Origin of the sequence: Aeromonas sp. 600948, assembly GCF_049174875.1 — a bacterium.
Taxonomy (GTDB): Bacteria; Pseudomonadota; Gammaproteobacteria; order Enterobacterales; family Aeromonadaceae; genus Aeromonas; species Aeromonas veronii_A.
In genome coordinates this window covers 63,458-83,224 of sequence record NZ_JAAKTY010000007.1, presented here as the reverse complement: position 1 = coordinate 83,224, position 19,767 = coordinate 63,458, and the positions used below count along the sequence as shown (strand labels likewise).

Sequence of the window (19,767 nt, the reverse complement as noted above, 5' to 3'; positions counted from 1 at the left end):
AAATGCTTTAAATTGGCGATGCATTTGATAGAATGAGGCTGCTTCTTGAGGAATACCTGTCGTCTGGTACTCAAGATTCAGCTTCTTCCCAATTTTTTGAACTTATTATTTCAGGCTGGATGGCATCACTGTCGTCCGGCCTCATTTTTATCCCTTTTGGTTAGATCTTGTAATTAAATTTCATTTTTGTCTATTTTTGTAATTATTGTTCGTTTTGAAAGAACGAATTTGAAAACGCTCTCAACGTCTTTAGATGTTAATTTCTTGCGTGAATCAACTACCTATCTATATGAACTGTAAGCAGTAATGGATATAGCCGGGGAGGCGAATGCGGGGTGTTTGTCGTGAGGCAGGTGAAAGCGGCAATCTGAAACCCTTTCAATCAGCGGAGGAGTGCTCCGCCAATTGCAAGGAGAGCGAGGAGTAGATTACTCCTCGGCAGGTTGCTGTTCGTCAGCGTTCAGCAGGTCGGTATCGTCACCACTGACGTACCATTCGGTCAGGGTTTTCGCCAGCTTTTCCACACCGATATTGGTGAGGGAGGAGAACGCTTCGACCTGGATCTGGGAACCGAGGTTGGCAACGGCCTGGCGCACCTTGATCACTTGGTTGTTGCGTGGGCCTGGGCTCAATTTGTCAGCCTTGGTCAGCAGCAGCATGACGGGCAACTGACGGTGCGAGCTCCACTCCAGCATGTTCATGTCGGTATCTTTGAGCGGGTGGCGGATGTCCATCAGGATCACCAGACCTTTCAATGACTCACGGCGCTGCAGATACTCTGCCAGTGACTTTTGCCACTTGAGCTTCATTTCCAGCGGAACTTGCGCATAACCATAACCCGGCAAGTCGACCAGACGCTTGCCCGGTTCCAGCTCAAACAGGTTGATCAGCTGGGTACGACCGGGTGTCTTACTGGTGCGCGCCAAGTTCTTGTGTTTGGTTAAGGTGTTCAATGCAGATGACTTACCGGCGTTGGAACGGCCGGCAAACGCGATCTCGACACCCCCATCATTTGGCAGGTGACGGATGTCGGGTGCGCTGGTCACAAAATGCACCTTATTGAAATTCAGAGTTTGTGTATCCAACGTAAATTCCCCATGGAGATAGAGGGTTATAGAGTTACTTTTTTGTAAAATGGTGTAAAATAGCGTCGCTTAAACGCGTTTATTTTAACATGCCTTCAGCGGCATGGGATCTGGAAGCCTAATAACGAAAAGTTGGAACGCCATGAAGAACCTAGTCATTACTCTTGCTCTGATGGTTGGCGTAACGGGGATGGCACAAGCCAAGGGCGATGCCGCTGCGGGACAGACCAAGGCTGCCGTTTGTGCGGCTTGTCATGGACCGGACGGAAACAGCCTGGTTGATATGTACCCCAAAATTGCTGGTCAGCACGCATCATATATCAAAAAACAGTTAGTTGAACTGAAGGCTGCCGCTTCTGGTCAAATTGGCCGGGTTGCGCCAGTGATGGGGCCGATGGCGTTACCTTTGTCGGAACAGGACATGGATGACCTGGCGGCTTATTTCTCCAGCCTGAAGGTTACCCCTATCGCTGTCCCTGACGACGTGGTCGAAGCGGGCAAGGCACTCTATATGGGTGGTGACATGAGTCGCGGTCTGGCAGCTTGTACGGCTTGCCATGGTCCCCGTGGCTCGGGTGTCGAACAGGCGAAGTATCCCAACCTGTCCGGCCAGCATCCTGCCTATATCAAGGCTCAGCTCACCGCATTCCGTGCCGGGACGCGTGACAACGATCCGAATGGCATGATGCGGGACGTTGCCAAGAAACTGACTGATCAGGATATCGAAGCCCTCTCCAAATATGTGGCGGGTCTGCACTGATATAGTCGATACGGTCGATTTGAGTTGAAACGGGGAGCCTGGGCTCCCCGTTGTTTTTATGGCTTTCAGATAATTCTCGGTTTAATCCCCCCGTTCTGTAAGAGATCTCCCATTCTCAAGGCAGGCCAAGGCTCATAAAATTGCATAAAATATTAAATAATCATTATTTATCAATGAATTATATAAATATTGATATTTTTCGACATGTTGAGAATGTTTTGAGTGGATTGAGCCGCTTTATAGAGTTGGTACAGTAGGCTTAATGGATTCACCCACGGATTGGGTGGCGGTTTCACGACAGGGTGTTGTGAGCAGAGGATGGCTGGCGTGGCGGGATGCCATGGGCTCGGATGAGCTGGCAAAGGATTGAAGGATCAGGATGGTGACCATCTCCGGAGCGGGATGGGGTTGCGGGATGCAGACTCCCCGGCACGATGGCAGGATGCGGTCGAGACGGGTCAAACAGGTACACGCACATTCAGGAACGACCAATATAAGGTCAGGATGACCACACAACGATATGATGCGGCGACAAGTTGTCATGGAGAGGACGAAACAGACTGTTTTGCCATTCAGGATGGCGCACGCATGAACATATCAAGGCAGCTTCGGCTGCCTTTTTTCTTTTGGGTCATTAACCCGATTAGCCATTCTGTGTCAAAATACCAGCAACATGCCCAGAGGATACCGATCCTGCGGTGTTCAGTGGCCTGATTGGGTCGGATTGGTGCGGGATCCTGCTCTTGTTCCAGCCTTACTGTTCCTCGCATCGTATCCCACCGGGTTAGATCATCCCGGGTACGGGTCAAACCAGTTATTTTCGGAGTTAGCCATTCATGTCTGCCAAACAACCCACTCGCAAGCCTACTGGCAAGCGCAAAGAATCTGATGTCAGTGCTCAGGAAGGCCGTGAGCGTAAACGGGCTGCCAAGCGCAAGGGCCTGAAGGCTGGTTCTCGTCAGCAAGTTGAACAGCCGAAGAGCAAGTCTGGCAACAGCCAGTCCAAAGATCCGCGTATCGGTTCCCGCAAGCCGGTGGTACTGGTGGTGGATGACAAACAGAAGAAGCCGACAGCCCCCAAGGCGGTGAAAGAGAAGACGCTGGTGATGACGCCCGAGCAGGAGCTGGCGTCCATCGAAAACGATGACCGCTTGAATGATCTGCTGGATCGTCTTGATGCCGGTGAAACCCTGGAAGCGGCCGAGCAGGCCTGGGTTGATCAGCGTGTCGACCGTTATCAGGAGCTGATGGATGAGCTGGGCATCATCGACAACGACGATGATGAAGATGACGAGCTGCCGTTTGATGATGGCGATGACGCCGAGTTCGACGAGCAGAAACCAGCCTCCGAAGAGGAGTTGTGGGACCGTTTCAACCAGGTCGATTTCAAGCCGGAACCCAAGCCTGAGTCGAAGAAAAAGTGATGAGTGGATGGATGCTGGCCGCCCTGTTGGGCGGCCTGATTTTGTCAGGATTGGCCATCTATGCAGGCATGCTGCTGGCCAGGCTGAGACGACAGCAAGCGATGCAGTGGCAGGCGATTACCGCTCGCAATGAACGAATTTTGGAGAGCGTGCGGGTCATTGCTCATGCGGTGCAGGAGGGGCAGTGTGATTACTCCGAAGGCGCCATTCGGCTGACCAATCTGCTGGATGCGTTGCAGATCAAGGGGGGACGGGCGTTTGTTGCCGAGTTCCCGGGTCTGTACGGGCTGTATGAGAAGGTGAAAGATATGCCGACTCATGAGGCCAGACGTGCCCTCAAGCGCAATGAAGTGATGAAGATGGATCTCGAACGCAGCGGCTACGAGGCCGAGCTGGAGGCTCAGATCCTCAAGGATGTGGCCCAGCTGAAGGATTTTCAGTTAGGTCGGTGAGCCAACAATAACAACAAGAGAGGAAGCGAGCGTGCAAGCAGAACAGATTGTGTGGGATCAGGCCCTGATCGAAAAATATAACTACAGTGGCCCGCGATACACCTCTTATCCCACTGCGCTGGAGTTCAACGAGAGCTTCGGCTATCCGGATTTTGTCCACGCTGCTGGCCAGTATCCCGAGCGCAATCTGTCGCTCTACGTGCATATCCCTTTCTGTCACAAGCTCTGCTACTACTGCGGCTGCAACAAGGTCATTACCCGTCATCAGCACAAGGCTGACGAGTACCTCGACTACCTGGAGCAGGAGATCAAGGCGCAAGCCCCGTTCTTCAAGCATCGTCTGGTCACCCAGCTGCACTGGGGTGGCGGTACACCCACCTATCTGGATGAAGCGCAAACGCGCCGTCTGATGGCCATGCTGCGTGAGCACTTCCATTTCGCCGAAGAGGGGGAGTTCAGCATCGAGGTCGATCCGCGCGAGATTGCCATTACCATGCTGGATGTGCTGCGAGATGTCGGCTTCAACCGCATCAGCCTTGGGGTGCAGGACTTCAACAAGGATGTACAGGTCGCAGTCAACCGCGAGCAGGACAACGACTTTATTAAAGCCATGTTGGAACGGGCCCGTGAACTAGGCTTCCGCTCGACCAACCTCGACCTTATCTATGGCCTGCCGCATCAGGATCGTGTCAGCTTCCACCATACGCTGGAAGAAGTGCTCAAGACGGATCCGGCGCGCCTCTCCATCTTCAACTATGCCCATCTGCCGAGTCGCTTTGCTGCCCAGCGCAAGTTGAAAGAGGTTGATATGCCTGCGCCGCAGGAGAAGCTGGCCATGCTGCAGGACACCATTGCCTTCCTCACTGGCCAGGGTTACCAGTTCATCGGCATGGACCATTTTGCCAAACCCGATGACGAGCTGGCAGTGGCGCAGCGCGAGGGCAAGCTGCACCGCAACTTCCAGGGTTATACCACTCAAGGTGATTGCGATCTGCTGGGGTTGGGTGTCTCCTCCATCAGCATGATCGGTGATGCCTATTCCCAGAACCAGAAAGAGCTCAAGGCGTATTACGCACAGGTTGCAGAGCTGGGTCATGCCCAGTGGAAAGGCTGCTCGCTCAATCAGGATGACCTGATCCGCCGTGAGGTGATCAAGCGGCTTATCTGTGATTTCCGTCTGAACTTTGCGTCTGTCGAGCAGGCGCACGGTCTCAATTTCAGAGAGTATTTTGCCGACGATCTCAAGCTGCTGCAGACCTTCATCAACGATGGATTGGTGCGTATGACGGAGGATGGTCTGGAGGTCTCCTCCACGGGGCAGCTGCTGATCCGCAATATCTGCATGTGTTTCGACGTGTACTTGCGCAACAAGGCGCGCCAGCAACAGTTCTCTCGCGTGATATAAGCTTGTTTGCCGATTAGAAAACAGAAAAGGGCGCCATCGTGGCGCCCTTTTCATATGTATTTTTGCTTAAGCAGCGGGTCGGAAAGGTTCTGGTAAGAAGTCTCTGCGCTGAGGCAAGCAATTGAGAGCCAAGCAAGGGGACGGTGAAATGCAGATAAAAAGATGGGGGCGACTTGCGTCGCCCCCGGTAGTCGTATCGCTCAGATCCTTGAACGAAGTTGCTCCCTGCAATCCCTGACTGTTTACCTCTTCCTTTAGGTTTCCCCTTCCCAATCCTTTGGGGTGTCCTTTAGCCATCTTGGCCTGACGAGTCATCCTGTCCCGTCGCACTTTCTCCGTCCCGGGAGGTGTCCTTTACCACATCCTGTGGCGAGTCCATTTGCCCAACCCTGGCAGCCAGTCTTCCTGACCGACTTCATTGCGTCCGTGCATGAGTAACTATAAGGATTTTCTAACCGGCTACAACGTCAGAATGGAAAACGTTTTTTCTATTAGCTGTTTCGAAAGTGGTGTGCTTCGATTTATTCATTTATAAACAGCTGCTTAAGTTAATCGCCTTCACGTTTTAAGATCCTATTTTCCGATTATCTCGAGGATCTTTTAGGCTGTTTGCTTACATGTGCAATGGCAGATCTCTTACACGGGATTTTGGTTACTTTGGAAACAGATTCTGTGCTCTGATGGTGATCACCCAATGTGGGTGTGACGGCAGGAAAAGAGCAGTGAATGGGGTATTTATAGGTGCTGGTTGAGGCGCTCATAGATGGTTTGGCGCTCTTCAGGGGTGAGCGAAGAGAAGTAGTGGGTAAAGAGGCGCAGTAGCAGGGACTTGTTCATGCCGTCTTGTTGGGTCAGATTACCCAGCTCATCGATGGCCACTGTACTCATGGAGAAGGTCGCTTTTTTAAAGCTGGGCTTCAGATGCTCACCACTCTCGATAAAGGCCAGTGCCGACAAGGCTTCATCCCTATGCAGACTCAACTCAAGGCTGACAACCTTGGGTTTACCCTTGGCGTAGAACTCAGCATCTTCGATAAATTCATCGACAGTGAACTTCTTCTGGTGATGCAGCTGATGCTTTTTCTTCAGGTCCGCCAAGCCCATCTCATACCCCCACTTTCAGGAACTCTTTGGCGATGGCCCGGATCTCTTCGGCAGATTTGCCATCCGGTTCTATCTCCATCACCGATAATCCCTTTTCCTCACTATCGTCGTAGACGTTGCGGCCATAGGTGATGGAATTCAGTACGTCGACTCCGAACGAGGCACATACCTCTTTGGCCTCGAGAATCCGCTTTACCTGATTGGGCAAAGATGGACATTGGGTCAATACAACGGCTGCATTGAGGGTCGGATTGACCATCTTGCAGGTGGTTATGAGATCTTCCATGTGGGGTAGGGTCTTGAGGTCGCGGCGTTTCGGGCGCAAGGGGATCAGGGCGTGGGTGGCGACAGCCATGGTGGAGCGCAGTGCCCGGTTGTCTTGCCCGCCGCAATCGACGATGACGTAGTCATAGCGATTTTTCAGGCTAAGCAGATCGTTGCGAATATTGCCATAGAGCTGAACGCAGTTGATTTGTGGCAGATCCGGGTTGTCATTGCGTTCCTGAATCCAGTCCGAGGTAGTGCGTTGCGGGTCGCAGTCGACCAGTAACACCTCTCCCTGAAATTGGGATCTGAGGTAGACCGCCAGATTTTGCGCCAGGCAGCTCTTGCCACTGCCACCCTTCTCCCCACCGACCAACAAGATCATGACGTTCCCCTATCCATGAGAAAACCGTTGATTTCAGTATAGGAGGGGGTTGGCTCATCACAAGGCGAGAGGAGTGATGCTCCTCTCGTTCTGCAGGTTAATAGTGAACACTGCCGCCATGCCAGCGGCAGACATAGTCGGGCACCAGCATCTGGGGGGTCTTGTCGACATGGCATACCACCATGGGTATGGCAGGGGCTCCTTCAGCCTGACTGAGGGTGGGGAGCGCAGAGAGCAGCAAAGTCGCGAGCAACAGCATGGGTTTCATCTTCATAACAACTCCTTGGTAGTGCCATTCCTGTGTGATCCGGATCACTTTCTGAGTTAAGTCGAGGTTGGCGCCAGCGCAAGGTGAGGTGAATAAATTCAATTAATGAAAAAAGTATCAAAAGGCGTTGTGGTGACCGATGAGGATGGCTGCCCACCTTGATGCGGACTTTGTGCATATTAAGTTGAACCGCAAAAAGAGGTGGTGACTTATGAGGCTGGGCCTGATGGGGTTGGCATCAATGCCATGATCTGGAACAAGAAAAGATTTATGCAGTGAATGTGGTCGATGTGAGTATTTATTTCTCCCGCGTTCCTCTCGTTACGGCGATGTATTCAATACACAGGTAGTAATATTCAGATATTATTTTAGTTGTCGCCCATTTCATTGTTTTTTAATGTTTTTTTGTTTTTTCTTTTAATCTTTCCAGTGAGTTGGCATGAATAAAAGTTGAATCAACCTGAAATATATCGGGGTGGTTTTGCATGAAGATTCAGGGTTTGCTGGGAGGAAAATGCGTAAATTGCTACTGGAGTCATAGATTGAAAGGTGAATATATTCAGTTCAAAGTGAATGTGATCAATGTCTAAGTTTGTCGTGATTCGCAGGGCTAACCTCGGTCTCGAAAGGCAAGGGCAGGATAGAACACAAGCCGATTACCCTACATAAAGAATATCCCGCCTTAGCCACGAGCATGAATAGAAGGAATCTATTCAATCACTCGCAGGGACCATTGCTAGACGGAATATAATCATGAGCAAATTTTATGTAGGTTCTGAAGTTGGCCAATTGCGCCGTGTCATGTTGCACCGCCCCAACCTCAGTCTGAAGCGTCTGACTCCTTCCAACTGCCAGGATCTGCTGTTCGATGACGTCCTGTCTGTTGAACGCGCCGGTCAGGAGCACGACAAATTCGCTCAGGTACTGCGCGATCAGAATGTCGAAGTTTTCCTGCTGACCAATCTGCTGGCCGAAACCCTGGATGTGCCGGAAGCCAAAACCTGGCTGTTGCAACATCAGGTCTCCGACTACCGCCTCGGCTCTTCTTTTGCCAACGACGTGCGCTGCTTCCTGGCTGACATGCCGCACCGCGAACTGGCCCGCATTCTCTCCGGCGGCCTGACTTACTCCGAGATGCCCTACAGCGGTGTCAACATGGTAGTGGGCATGCACGCTCCGACCGATTTCATCATCGAGCCGCTGCCCAACCACCTCTTCACTCGTGACACCTCCTGCTGGGTTTACGGTGGCGTCTCCATCAACCCGATGGCCAAGCCGGCCCGTCGCCGCGAGACCAACCACGTGAAGGCTATCTACCGCTGGCACCCGATGTTTGCCGGCCAGGACTTCATCAAGTACTTCGGTGACGAGGAGCGTGACTACGACAACTCCACTATCGAGGGTGGCGACGTACTGGTTATCGGCCGCGGTGCCGTGCTGATCGGCATGTCCGAGCGAACCACCCCGCAAGGTGTCGAGCATCTGGCTCGCAGCCTGTTCAAACACGGTCAGGCCAAGCAGGTCATCGCCATGGAGCTGCCGAAACACCGCAGCTGCATGCACCTGGATACCGTGATGACCCACATGGACATCGACACCTTCTCCGTCTATCCGGAAGTGATCCGCAAGGATGTGCAGTGCTGGAGCCTGACTCCGGGCGGCGCCACCGGCATGAACATCAAGGAAGAGGGTTACTTCGTCACCGCCATCGAGAAAGCGCTGGGCGTGGATCAGCTGAAGATCATCACCACTGGTGGTGACAGCTTCGAAGCCGAACGCGAGCAGTGGAACGACGCCAACAACGTGCTGACCGTGCGTCCCGGCGTGGTGGTGGGTTACGAGCGCAATACCTACACCAACGAGAAATATGACAAAGCCGGTATCACAGTTCTCTCCATCCCGGGTGATGAACTGGGCCGTGGCCGCGGCGGCGCCCGCTGCATGAGCTGCCCGATGGAACGCGACAGCATCTGATGAGACGGCGTGGCGCCGGCAGAAGCTGGCGCCACACAGAACCAAACTCGAGATTAACCACTATGAAAAAACCAACTGTCGTCGTCGCTCTGGGTGGCAATGCACTGCTCCGTCGTGGTGAGCCACTGGAAGCGGATATCCAGCGCAAGAATATCGCAACGGCCGCCAAGACCATCGCCCTGATTGCTCAGGAGTACAACGTGGTGCTGGTGCATGGCAACGGCCCGCAAGTCGGCCTGCTGGCCCTGCAAAACAGCGCCTACACCAAGGTATCCCCCTATCCGCTGGATGTGCTGGGTGCCGAGTCTCAGGGCATGATCGGCTACATGCTGATCCAGGAGCTGAAAAACCTGATGCCGAGCCGCAACGTCACCGCGCTGCTGACCCAAGTGCAGGTCGATCCCGAGGATCCGGCATTTGCCAATCCGACCAAATTTATCGGCCCCGTCTATGAAGAGGCTGAAGCCCGCACCCTGGCAGAAGAGAAGCACTGGGTGGTCAAGGCTGACGGCAAGTTCTTCCGCCGTGTAGTGCCGTCCCCGCTGCCCCAGCGCATCGTTGAAGGCGACGCCATCGAAACTCTGATTGCCCAGGGCCACCTCATCATCTGTACCGGTGGTGGCGGCATCCCGGTGACCTGGGATGGCCAGAGCCTGACCGGTATCGAAGCCGTCATCGACAAGGACATGTCTGCCGCCTATCTGGCCAAGCAGATCAAGGCCGACGCCCTGCTGATCCTGACCGATGCCGATGCCGTCTATCTGGATTGGGGCAAACCGACCCAGCGTCCGCTGCGAGTCACCAGCCCGAACGAGCTGGCCGGGGTCAAGTTCGATGCCGGCTCCATGGGGCCGAAAGTCGAAGCCTCTTGTGAATTTGTCAAAGCGACCGGCGGCATGGTCGGCATCGGCTCGCTGGAAGATGGTCTTGCCATCCTCAAGGGTGAAGCCGGCACCAATATCGTCGCCACCCGCACCGTACATGCGTAATTACCGATATCTGTACTGAGAATGCGTAGTCAACACTACTGCCCGAACTGGTCTGAAACATATATAGAGAGAACTCATCATGGCTTTTAATCTGCGTAACCGTAACTTCCTGAAACTGCTGGACTTCACCCCGCGCGAAATCCAATACATGATCGACCTGGCCATCGACCTGAAAAAAGCCAAATACGGTGGCTACGAGCGCAAGCATCTGGTCGGCAAGAACATCGCCCTGATTTTCGAGAAGACCTCCACCCGTACCCGCTGTGCGTTTGAAGTGGCGGCCTTCGACCAGGGCGCGCAAGTCTCCTACCTTGGCCCAAGCGGTTCCCAAATCGGTCACAAGGAGTCCATGAAGGACACCGCCCGTGTACTGGGTCGCATGTATGACGGTATCGAATACCGCGGCTACGGTCAGGAGATCGTGGAAGAGCTGGGCGCCTACGCCGGTGTCCCGGTCTGGAACGGCCTGACCAACGAATTCCACCCGACCCAGATCCTGGCCGACTTCATGACCATGCTGGAGCACGGCAAGGGCAAGCGTCTGGATCAAATCAAGTTCGCCTACCTGGGTGATGCCCGCAACAACATGGGCAACTCCCTGATGGTCGGCGCCGCCAAAATGGGCATGGATATCCGCCTGGTTGCGCCGAAAGCCTTCTGGCCGGAAGAGGAGTTGGTTGCCAAGTGCCGCCTGATCGCCGAAGAGACCGGCGCACGCATCACCCTGACCGAAGATGTGAAAGAGGGTGTGCTGGGTGCTGACTTCCTCTACACCGACGTCTGGGTATCCATGGGTGAAGCGAAAGAAGCCTGGGATCAGCGCGTCAAACTGATGACTCCGTATCAGGTCAACATGGATGTCATCAACGCCACCAAGAACCCGGATGTGAAGTTCATGCACTGCCTGCCGGCGTTCCACAACGACGAGACCACCATGGGCAAGGAAGTGGCTGACAAATATGGCATGAAAGGCCTGGAAGTGACCGAGGACGTGTTCGAATCCGAGCACAGCATCGTGTTCGACGAGGCCGAAAACCGGATGCACACCATCAAGGCAGTGATGGTTGCTACGCTGGGCGACTAAGGTCGCAGTAGTGGTGCCGGGGGGCGACCCCCGGCTTTTCGACCATGTGACAGCGGCATAATACCTCTAACCCTACAACCCGCAGCCTGCATGGATACCACACCCACAGAAGGAAGCTGGACCATGACCAAATTCAAGTTCCCGTCAGCCTACACGATACTGTTTGTGCTGATCGCCCTGGTGGCCGCCCTGAGCTGGATAGTGCCGGCCGGCAAATACGAGATGACCATGAACGAAGCCCTCGGCAAAGAAGTGCCGGTGGCGGGTACCTACAAACTGGTGGAGGGGAATCCCCAGGGGATCGTCGATGTGCTGCTGGCACCTATCGATGGCCTCTATAACCACGACACCTATGAGGCAGGCGCCATCGACGTCTCCCTCTTTATCCTGATCATCGGTGGTTTTCTTGGCATTGTGACCAAGACCGGTGCCATTGATGCCGGTATTGAACGTGTGACCGACCGCCTGCGCGGCCGTGAAGAGTGGATGATCCCGATCCTGATGGCGCTGTTTGCCGCAGGTGGCACCATCTACGGGATGGCCGAAGAGTCGCTGCCTTTCTACACCCTGCTGGTGCCGGTGATGATGGCCGCACGCTTCGACCCTGTGGTGGCGGCTGCAACCGTATTGCTGGGGGCCGGTATCGGTACTCTGGGTTCCACCATCAACCCGTTTGCGACCGTGATTGCCGCCAATGCGGCCGGTATCTCCTTCACCGACGGTATCTGGCTGCGCGTCGCCATGCTGGTCGCCGGTTGGCTGCTCTGCGTTGCCTACGTCATGCGTTACGCCAAGATGGTGCGCAGCGATCCGAGCAAATCCCTGGTAGCTGACAAGTGGGAAGAGAACCGTGCCCACTTCCTTGGCAACAAGAGCGACCAGATGCTGGAGTTCACCCTGACCCGTAAAATCGTGCTGGGTATCTTCGTCGCCGCCTTTGCCGTGATGATCTACGGTGTGGCCGTGCTGGGCTGGTGGATGGCGCAGATCTCCGGCGTGTTCCTGGCTGCCGCCATCATCGTTGGTCTTATCTCCCGCATGAGCGAAGAGGAGCTGACCTCCAACTTTATCGATGGTGCCCGCGACCTGCTGGGTGTGGCGCTGATCATCGGTATCGCCCGCGGTATCGTGGTGGTAATGGATAACGGCATGATCACTCACACCATTTTGCACAGTGCAGAAGGGATCGTGACCGGCCTCTCCACTATCGTCTTTATCAACGTGATGTTCGTGCTGGAAGTGGTGCTCTCCTTCCTGGTGCCGTCCTCCTCCGGTCTGGCTGTACTGACCATGCCGATCATGGCGCCGCTGGCCGACTTCGCCAACGTGGGCCGCGATCTGGTGGTGACTGCTTACCAGTCTGCCTCCGGTCTGGTGAACCTGGTGACCCCGACCTCCGCCGTGGTCATGGGTGGTCTGGCCATCGCCAAGGTGCCTTATGTGCGCTGGCTGAAATGGGTGGCTCCGCTGCTCGGTATCCTGACCGTGCTGATCGTGGTCTGCCTGAGCCTGGGTGCCGTGCTCTCCTGAGGGATGACATGCAAGATGAAGCGGGAGCCTGCGGGCTCCCGTTTTTTATGGGCGCAAGAAGTGATGGACACAAAGTCGCAGGCAACAAAAAGGCGACCCGCAGGTCGCCTCGATGCATTCGATGGAAGGGGTTAGCGGGCCTGCGCCAGGGTGCGCACCACGGCGGCGTGGGCCTGACGGGTGCGGCTGATATGGCGCGGCGCGACCAGCACAACGTCATTGCCCGCGACGGCGCCCATGATCTCGGGATTGGCGTTGCGATCCAGCAGGCGAGCCACCACGGTGGCGGCTCCCGGAGTGGTGTGGATCAGCACCATCTGCTGGTTGTGTACCACTTCGCGCACCATGTCGTGGATCGAGCGGGTGCTGCCGGCGGGTTCCAGCTGCTCGTCGACCAGGGTGTAGACCTTCTTGCCGTTGGCATTTTGGGCCTTGGCCACGCCGAGGCGGCGCAGCAGGCGGGAGATGGTGGACTGGCTGATGTCGGCAAAGCCGCGCTCCGACAGCTCGCGGCGGATCTCTTCCTGGGTGCTGTAGCAGTGCTGACCGATGATCTGGCGACAGGCATCCAGCTGGGCCAGATCGGGCTCTTGGGCAACGGGACGACTGAGGGTTTTGACCACGGCGAATTCCTTTGATGATGACCGGAGGTAAACGCGCGATATCTGCCATAGCAGTCAGTTATCAGGTAAAAACACTGATAATCAGCCTATATGCAGGGAATGAGCGGGCATTACCATCTTGCGATGGCAAATTATAGCTGACTGGAAATTCGGTGATGTGACAGGGTTCAAAAATGGGCCCCGCGGGGCCCAATCAGATATCAGTAACGCTCGCTGACGATGTCCTGAGTGAAGGACTTCTCGCAATATTTGCACTTCATCCGTACCACGCCTTTCACTTCGCGCACCCGGAAGTAGCTGTCAACCGGCTCGTTATGGGAGATGCAGTTGGAGTTGGGGCAGTGGAACACCCCGGCGATGAACTCCGGCAGCTCCAGCTGGTGCTTCTTCACCACATTGAAGTCTTCGATGATGTTGACGGTCGCTTTCGGGGCGAACAGCGCCAGCTGGTTGGCCTGCTGTTCGGTCAGACGGGTGTTCTCAATCTTGATGAGATCCTTCTTGCCCAGCGCACCGGATTTCAGGTTGAAGCCGACGGTGATCCGCTCCTGGGTTTCGACCAGCTGGAACAGCTTGAGGATCTTGATGCCCTGGCCAGCGGGGATGTGATCGATGACGGAGCCGTGACGGATGGCTTCGACTTGCAGTTGGTTCTTGTCAGACATGATATTCCCCTAAGCTCAGACAGTTTCGTTCAGTACCAGTGCCAGCAGCGCCTGGCGTGCATAGACCCCGTTCTCCGCCTGCTGGAAGTAGCAAGCGTGGGGAGTCTTGTCGACCGCTACATCGATCTCGTCGACGCGGGGCAGGGGATGCAGGATCTTCATGGTGGGCTTGGCACCTTCCAGAGTCGCCAGCTCCAGAATGAACTTGGCGGCCATGTGCTTGTATTCAGTCTCGTCGAAGCGCTCTTTCTGGACGCGGGTCATGTAGAGGATGTCCAGCTCCGGCATCACCTCTTCCATGGTCTGGTGGACGCTGAACTGGATGCCCTTCTCTTCCAGCTCTTCGCAGATGTAGTCCGGCATCGCCAGCGCTTCCGGGGAGATGAAGAAGAAGCGGCAGTTGAACAGGCTGAGGGCCTGGGCCAGCGAGTGCACGGTGCGGCCATATTTCAGGTCACCGACGAAGGCGACGTTGAGGTTGTCCAGACGGCCCTGGGTCTCATGGATGGTGAACAGGTCGAGCAGGGTCTGGCTCGGATGCTGGTTGGAGCCGTCGCCGCCGTTGATGACCGGCACGCGGGAGAACTCGGAGGCCAGACGGGCCGCGCCCTCTTTCGGGTGGCGCATCACCACCGCATCGGAGTAGGAGCCGATGATCTTGATGGAGTCAGCCAGCGTCTCGCCCTTCTTGGCGCTGGTGTTGCCACCGTCGGCGAAGCCGATGATGTTGCCGCCAAGGCGCTGTACCGCGGTCTCGAACGAGAGGCGGGTGCGGGTGGAGGCTTCGAAGAAGCAGCTGGCAACCAGCTTGTCTTTCAACAGGCTGGTGTCAGGTTCAGCCTTCAACCGTTGTGCGGTTGAGACTACCAGTTCCATTTCTGACCGGGTCAGGTCCGAAATGGAGATGACATGTTTCTTATAGAGTGGATTGGTCATCGTCTGCATTCCCTTTGACATCATTGGAGGTTTTTCGGGCACAAAAAAAAGCCCCTGAAACAGGGGCTTTTTTTAAAAATAACTGGGGATCGTTGGGGTGGGAACCGGAAACAACGGGGCCGCTCTGGTGCGCACCACCCGTCTGCAAGGCTGTTTTCTGAATCAAAAACTGCATCGTTTCGTCCCGACCTTTTTCAAAACCGGACAGATTATAGGGCCGCTTTTTTAATTGTCAAAATTTTATTTCCGATGCCAATTTCAGCATGAAAAACGTTTAAGTGGCGGAAACATGACGACAAATCCACAGCTTGTGCGTCTCTTGCAGCGATTCCCCATCGCGGGCCATGGCGCGCAAATAACCGAGTCTGTGGTGCCCTTCCAGCAGGCAGTAGGGGCGGGGCAGGGGATGACCGTTCGGGTAGCTGGAACCCTCTTCCGGCACCAGCACGATGACAGGTTCGGGCCAGGTGCCGTCGCTCAGCATCTTCTCGCCGAGCCAGGAGCGGCGCACATAGCGATTGCTGCGCAGCATCTCCCCCCAGCGCTCGATCACCTCCATATGGCGGGAGTCCACCTGATCCACCAGTTGCGCGGTGGGCCAGCTTTCACAGGTGAACTGATGGCTGGCGAGATCGATAAAGCTCCAGTTGGACTCAAAACCGCGCCAATGACGGTAAATCCACTGGGAAAGCACATTTTCGGGGATGAAGGGCACCAGCGGGGCGACCCGGGCCAGGTAGTCGGGCAGGGACTCTGTTTTGCGTTCGTCCCTGAAGTTGAGGGGCGCAAGTTGTTGGAGCAGTCGGTAATTGAGCATAAGTGGCCTCCCGGTACCTGATTTCACCCTACCCCCATTTATGCCCCATTCCTACCCCGCTGAGTCTGGAAATACAGCAAGTTACCCCTCGTTGCTGCACAAATCGGCGCGACTTGTTCGGGATTTGTGCAATCGCATTAAAAGTGTGAAAAAAGCCTTTACCTTTGAAACCCGCTTTGTATACTACGCCTCGTTTGTTGCAGGGGCGTAGTTCCAATTGGTAGAACAGCGGTCTCCAAAACCGATGGTTGCGGGTTCGAGTCCTGCCGCCCCTGCCATTTTCAGAAAGGCCAGCTCATTGAGCTGGCCTTTCGCATTTCCGGCGTTCGCCAATTTATCCCTCTCTCCTTTCTCTTCTCCTTCTTGCCGCTAGCTCTCGGTGACTGTGGCCACATTGATCTCTATGTCTGCCGCAAGAGCGTTCAATGTGCAGCAACCCGCTGTTTCAGGACGGTGACCAGCCGCTGGTGGCGGGCGGGGAGCGGCCACTCGGCGCGGTAGATCAGCCAGAGGGTGTCGATCACCTCAATACTGCTCTGGATCACCCGGATTTTCTCCTGTTGGGCAAAGGCGGTGACGGCGAAGCGGGGCAGCACGGTAAAGCCGAGGCCGCGGGCGACCGGCTCCAGGATCAGGCCGATCTGGTTGGTAAAGCCGCGCTGCGGGATCTCGTCAACGCGCTGGCCGGGGTAGCGTCGTCCCAACAGGCGTTGTGCCATGCTGCGGCCATCCGGGTGGTCGATAAAGCCGAGCTGACAGAGGTACTGCCAGCTCGGCTCCTTGCCATCGTTGGGCACCACCAGACAGAGGGGTTCGCGGGCGAAGGGCTCGGCGGCGATGCTGAGGTGTTCAGGCGGCTGATCCACCAGTCCCAGATCGCTGCGCCCCGCCAGTACCGCCTGCACTATGTCGGGGGTGGGGGCAAAGCGGTGCTGGATGGTGAGTCCGGGGTGCTCTTGTTGCTGGTCGAGCAGCAGGGGATAGAGCAGCAGACCAATGCTACCCGGGGTGGACAGGGTGATGGCGCCGTGGTGAGGGTCGTCGTCCGAGAGGCGTGCCCGCAGCTGTTCGGCGGCCTGCTCCTGCTGGCGGGCGAAGTCGAGCAGCACCAGCCCGCGCGGGGTGAGCTCCAGCTGACGGGGCTTGCGCAGCAGCAGGGGGCCAAATTCGGCCTCGAGGCGCGAGATATGCTGACTGACGGCGGCCTGAGTGAGATCCAGCCGATCGGCGGCACGGGTAAAACTGCCGGTTTCATGCACCACCACCAGGGTGTGGAGCCAGAGTGGATTAACCATAAATTTAATTTATGCCTTCCATTAGTTTGACCTTGTTTTTCATTATGGCTCTCCTTCCTATCATGTCACCTGTTTCCCACACACAATTTCAAGGTGACTTATGACTTACCCACGCAACTTCTCCCACATCGGCATCACGGTGACTGACCTCGACAAAGCGGTCGAGTTCTATACCAAGGTGATGGGCTGGTATCTCATCATGCCGGCGACCACCATCACCGAGGATGACTCCGCCATCGGCGTGATGTGCAACGACGTGTTTGGCCCGGGTTGGGGCTCCTTCCGCATCGCCCACCTCTCCACCGGCGACAAGATCGGCATCGAGCTGTTCGAGTTTCCCAACAGCGAGCGCCGTGAGAACAACTTCGAATTCTGGAAGACCGGAGTGTTCCACTTCAGCGTGCAGGATCCGGATGTCGAGGGGCTGGCGGCGCGCATCGTCGCGGCGGGCGGCAAGCAGCGGATGCCGGTGCGCGAGTACTACCCGGGCGAGAAGCCCTACCGCATGGTCTACATGGAAGATCCCTTCGGCAATATCGTCGAGATCTACAGCCACAGCTATGAGCTGACCTACTCCGCCGGTGCATATCAGGGGTAAGTAACAGGCCGCCTTAGGGCGGCCTGCTGCTTTGTTGTTACAAGAGTCAGTAGCATGGAATAGCGATCTGGTTCACACGAATAGCGCGTTCTGTTGTTGATAGATGGGAAAATATACAGATTCACTAAAGTCTGTTCATATTGCGGCCGATAGCCTTTGATACATCAGGGTTTTCCCTGCCTGACACAACAACAAGGATTCGTCGTCATGACCCTCTCTCTGCGCGGCAAGCTGCTGGCCACCAGTCTTGGCGTAGTGCTGCTGATGGCATCACTGCTCGGCATCGTTGCCTTTCACACCCTAAAATCCCGCACCATGAGCGCCATCCAGAGCGAGGCGGTCAACTATGGCCACGCCTACTCGGTCGCCATCGGCGAATGGATGACGGATCGCAAGAACACCGTCCATGCGCTGGTCAACCTGATCAGCGATAACCCCCAAGCCGAGCTGGTGCCGCACCTGAAGCAGGCCTACACCTCCGGCGGCTTCGGCCTCACCTATTTTGGCTCCGCGCAGGGGGTGATGACCCGGCAGGATCCCTCCCTCAACACCGGCAACTATGACCCGCGCGAGCGCCCCTGGTATCAGGATGCGGTGAAGGCGGGGCAGCTGATCGTCACTGCCCCCTATGTCAGCGTCACCATGCAGAAGCTGGTGGTTACTCTCTCCGAGCCGGTGCGCCATCAGGGCGAGCTGGTCGGCGCCGTGGGGGCCAACCTGGCGCTCGACAAGCTGATCGATGAAGTACTGGCGATGAAGGTGCAGGGTGAGGGCTACGCCATGCTGCTCGACAGCAGCGGCCTCATCGTCGGTCACCCCAACAAGGAGCTGGCGCTCAAGCAGATTGGCGAGCTCTCCCCCGATCTGTCGGCGGCCACCTTCCAGCAGTGGGGCCGCGAGAACAACGAACTGCACGCAGCTACCCTCGACGGGCGCGACGTGCTGCTGGCGGTACAGCCGGTGCCGGGCACCGACTGGCTGCTGGCCATGGTGATGTACCGCGACGTGCTGGAGGCGCCGCTCGCCTCCCTGCTGTGGCAGCTGGTGGGGCTGACGCTGCTGCTGATGCTGGTGTTCAGCGCCCTGCTCACCGCCATGTTCAAGTATCTGTTTGCCGATCTGGGCCGGGTGGCCGGTGCGCTGCACGACATCGCTCACGGCGAGGGGGATCTCACCGTCCATATCGACACCCGCAGTCAGGATGAGGTGGGTCAGCTGGCACGCAACTTCAACCAGTTCGTGGCCCGGTTGCACGGGATTGTCAGCCGGTTGCGCGATGTCACCGTCGAGCTGGCGGCCCAGTCCCGTGCTCAGGCGGCCGGCGCCCACTCCCGCAGCCAGCGGGTGCGTCAGCAGCAGGACGAGATCGTGATGGTGGCGACCGCGGTGACCGAGATGGCCTCCGCTACGCAGGAGATCGCCGGCAACGCCGAGTTTGCCGCTACCACCTCCGGCGAGGCGGTCAAGCTGGCGGTCGCGGGTCAGTCGCAGGTCGGTCAGAGCCAGCGCAGCATTACCGGGCTCGCGGATGAGGTGGCTGATGCCAGCCAGATCATCAACGAGCTGGATGCCCATGCCCAGAAGATCAGCGGCATTCTGGCCACCATCAGCGGCATTGCCGAGCAGACCAACCTGCTGGCGCTCAACGCCGCCATCGAGGCGGCGCGGGCCGGTGAGCAGGGCCGTGGCTTCGCGGTGGTGGCGGACGAGGTGCGGGTGCTGTCGCGCCGCACCCATGACTCCACCGACGAGATCCAGCAGATGATCGAGACCCTGCAGCAGACCACCCGCCGCGCCGTGGGTGGTATGGAGACCAGCCGCCAGCTGGCGGGCACCAGCGTCGAGGATGCGGAGTCCGCCAACCAGAGTCTGGCGCGGATCAACGAGGCGATCGGCTCCATCAGCGACATGGCGACCCAGATCGCGGCGGCGGCCGAAGAGCAGACCTCGGTGACCAGCGAGATCAGCCGCAATACCGAGAATATCCGCCACGTCTCGCAGGCGCTGGCCGAGCAGGCCAATCAGGAGGCGGCGCAGGCGGCAGAGCTGAAGGCGCTGACCGAGCGGCTGGAACAGGAGATCGGCCGTTTCCGGCTATGATCCTCAGGC

General features: G+C 56.6%; 20 protein-coding genes and 1 tRNA gene. 11 read left to right on the top strand and 10 right to left on the bottom strand.

Going from position 1 to position 19,767, the window contains the following annotated elements:
* Positions 1-428: 428 nt before the first annotated feature.
* Positions 429-1,085: a ribosome biogenesis GTP-binding protein YihA/YsxC gene (yihA, locus tag G5182_RS08320; protein ID WP_064337553.1), complete on the bottom strand. Its 657-nt coding sequence runs from the start codon at positions 1,083-1,085 to the stop codon at positions 429-431.
* 142 nt (positions 1,086-1,227) lie between these two features.
* On the opposite strand from yihA, the gene G5182_RS08315 reads away from it, so the two are divergent.
* The 4 genes from G5182_RS08315 (at position 1,228) to hemN (ending at position 5,126) form a co-directional block, all read left to right on the top strand.
* On the top strand, positions 1,228-1,845 hold the full coding sequence (locus tag G5182_RS08315; RefSeq protein ID WP_005339710.1) for a c-type cytochrome: 618 nt from the start codon (positions 1,228-1,230) through the stop codon (positions 1,843-1,845).
* Positions 1,846-2,681: 836 nt separating this feature from the next.
* Positions 2,682-3,269 carry a Der GTPase-activating protein YihI gene (gene yihI, locus G5182_RS08310; RefSeq protein ID WP_227341768.1) on the top strand — a complete coding sequence of 196 codons (588 nt, stop codon included), beginning with the start codon at positions 2,682-2,684 and terminating at the stop codon, positions 3,267-3,269.
* An 11-nt stretch (positions 3,270-3,280) separates the two neighbouring features.
* On the top strand, positions 3,281-3,721 hold the full coding sequence (locus G5182_RS08305; protein ID WP_005339712.1) for a DUF2489 domain-containing protein: 441 nt from the start codon (positions 3,281-3,283) through the stop codon (positions 3,719-3,721).
* Positions 3,722-3,752: 31 nt separating this feature from the next.
* Positions 3,753-5,126 (top strand): oxygen-independent coproporphyrinogen III oxidase, encoded by a 1,374-nt coding sequence (gene hemN / locus G5182_RS08300; protein WP_216979906.1) that lies wholly within the window; start codon positions 3,753-3,755, stop codon positions 5,124-5,126.
* 735 nt (positions 5,127-5,861) lie between these two features.
* Here the strand turns inward: hemN and G5182_RS08295 are convergent.
* The 3 genes from G5182_RS08295 to G5182_RS08285 all read right to left on the bottom strand — a co-directional run bounded on the left by G5182_RS08295 (position 5,862) and on the right by G5182_RS08285 (position 7,153).
* Positions 5,862-6,230, bottom strand: coding sequence for a CopG family transcriptional regulator (locus tag G5182_RS08295; protein ID WP_216952276.1), 369 nt, complete (start codon positions 6,228-6,230; stop codon positions 5,862-5,864).
* Between the two features lies 1 nt (position 6,231).
* Positions 6,232-6,879: an AAA family ATPase gene (locus G5182_RS08290; RefSeq protein ID WP_216952274.1), complete on the bottom strand. Its 648-nt coding sequence runs from the start codon at positions 6,877-6,879 to the stop codon at positions 6,232-6,234.
* Between the two features lie 97 nt (positions 6,880-6,976).
* Positions 6,977-7,153 carry a hypothetical protein gene (locus G5182_RS08285; RefSeq protein WP_216952272.1) on the bottom strand — a complete coding sequence of 59 codons (177 nt, stop codon included), beginning with the start codon at positions 7,151-7,153 and terminating at the stop codon, positions 6,977-6,979.
* A 747-nt stretch (positions 7,154-7,900) separates the two neighbouring features.
* Here G5182_RS08285 and arcA point away from each other — a divergent pair.
* The 4 genes from arcA (at position 7,901) to G5182_RS08265 (ending at position 12,724) form a co-directional block, all read left to right on the top strand.
* Positions 7,901-9,121, top strand: coding sequence for an arginine deiminase (arcA, locus tag G5182_RS08280; RefSeq protein ID WP_005339718.1), 1,221 nt, complete (start codon positions 7,901-7,903; stop codon positions 9,119-9,121).
* A gap of 62 nt (positions 9,122-9,183) precedes the next feature.
* Positions 9,184-10,110, top strand: a complete 927-nt coding sequence (gene arcC, locus G5182_RS08275; RefSeq protein WP_421252042.1) for a carbamate kinase — start codon at positions 9,184-9,186, stop codon at positions 10,108-10,110.
* A 79-nt stretch (positions 10,111-10,189) separates the two neighbouring features.
* Complete coding sequence (gene argF / locus G5182_RS08270) at positions 10,190-11,194, top strand: ornithine carbamoyltransferase (protein WP_005339721.1); 1,005 nt, start codon at positions 10,190-10,192, stop codon at positions 11,192-11,194.
* A 123-nt stretch (positions 11,195-11,317) separates the two neighbouring features.
* A complete protein-coding gene (locus G5182_RS08265) occupies positions 11,318-12,724 on the top strand; it encodes a YfcC family protein (protein WP_005339725.1) in 1,407 nt (468 codons plus the stop codon).
* Positions 12,725-12,855: 131 nt separating this feature from the next.
* Here G5182_RS08265 and G5182_RS08260 read toward each other — a convergent pair whose 3' ends face one another.
* The 5 genes from G5182_RS08260 to G5182_RS08240 all read right to left on the bottom strand — a co-directional run bounded on the left by G5182_RS08260 (position 12,856) and on the right by G5182_RS08240 (position 15,765).
* Positions 12,856-13,347 (bottom strand): arginine repressor, encoded by a 492-nt coding sequence (locus G5182_RS08260; RefSeq protein ID WP_005339728.1) that lies wholly within the window; start codon positions 13,345-13,347, stop codon positions 12,856-12,858.
* A 200-nt stretch (positions 13,348-13,547) separates the two neighbouring features.
* Entirely contained in the window at positions 13,548-14,012 is a 465-nt protein-coding gene (pyrI, locus tag G5182_RS08255; RefSeq protein WP_005339730.1) for an aspartate carbamoyltransferase regulatory subunit, read from the bottom strand.
* Between the two features lie 15 nt (positions 14,013-14,027).
* Positions 14,028-14,948 (bottom strand): aspartate carbamoyltransferase, encoded by a 921-nt coding sequence (gene pyrB, locus G5182_RS08250; RefSeq protein WP_005339735.1) that lies wholly within the window; start codon positions 14,946-14,948, stop codon positions 14,028-14,030.
* Positions 14,929-15,123, bottom strand: a complete 195-nt coding sequence (locus G5182_RS08245) for a hypothetical protein (RefSeq protein ID WP_013724188.1) — start codon at positions 15,121-15,123, stop codon at positions 14,929-14,931. Before G5182_RS08245 ends, pyrB begins: the two co-directional genes overlap by 20 nt.
* Positions 15,124-15,222: 99 nt before the next feature.
* Positions 15,223-15,765 carry a hypothetical protein gene (locus tag G5182_RS08240; RefSeq protein ID WP_227341769.1) on the bottom strand — a complete coding sequence of 181 codons (543 nt, stop codon included), beginning with the start codon at positions 15,763-15,765 and terminating at the stop codon, positions 15,223-15,225.
* 201 nt (positions 15,766-15,966) lie between these two features.
* On the opposite strand from G5182_RS08240, the gene G5182_RS08235 reads away from it, so the two are divergent.
* A tRNA-Trp gene (locus G5182_RS08235) sits at positions 15,967-16,043 on the top strand.
* Between the two features lie 144 nt (positions 16,044-16,187).
* Here G5182_RS08235 and G5182_RS08230 read toward each other — a convergent pair.
* Positions 16,188-17,060: a LysR family transcriptional regulator gene (locus G5182_RS08230; protein WP_421249603.1), complete on the bottom strand. Its 873-nt coding sequence runs from the start codon at positions 17,058-17,060 to the stop codon at positions 16,188-16,190.
* 100 nt (positions 17,061-17,160) lie between these two features.
* Between G5182_RS08230 and G5182_RS08225 the strand changes: the two genes are divergently transcribed.
* Positions 17,161-17,658, top strand: a complete 498-nt coding sequence (locus G5182_RS08225; protein ID WP_005339743.1) for a lactoylglutathione lyase family protein — start codon at positions 17,161-17,163, stop codon at positions 17,656-17,658.
* A gap of 207 nt (positions 17,659-17,865) precedes the next feature.
* Positions 17,866-19,758, top strand: a complete 1,893-nt coding sequence (locus G5182_RS08220) for a methyl-accepting chemotaxis protein (protein ID WP_421254322.1) — start codon at positions 17,866-17,868, stop codon at positions 19,756-19,758.
* Positions 19,759-19,767: the final 9 nt, after the last annotated feature.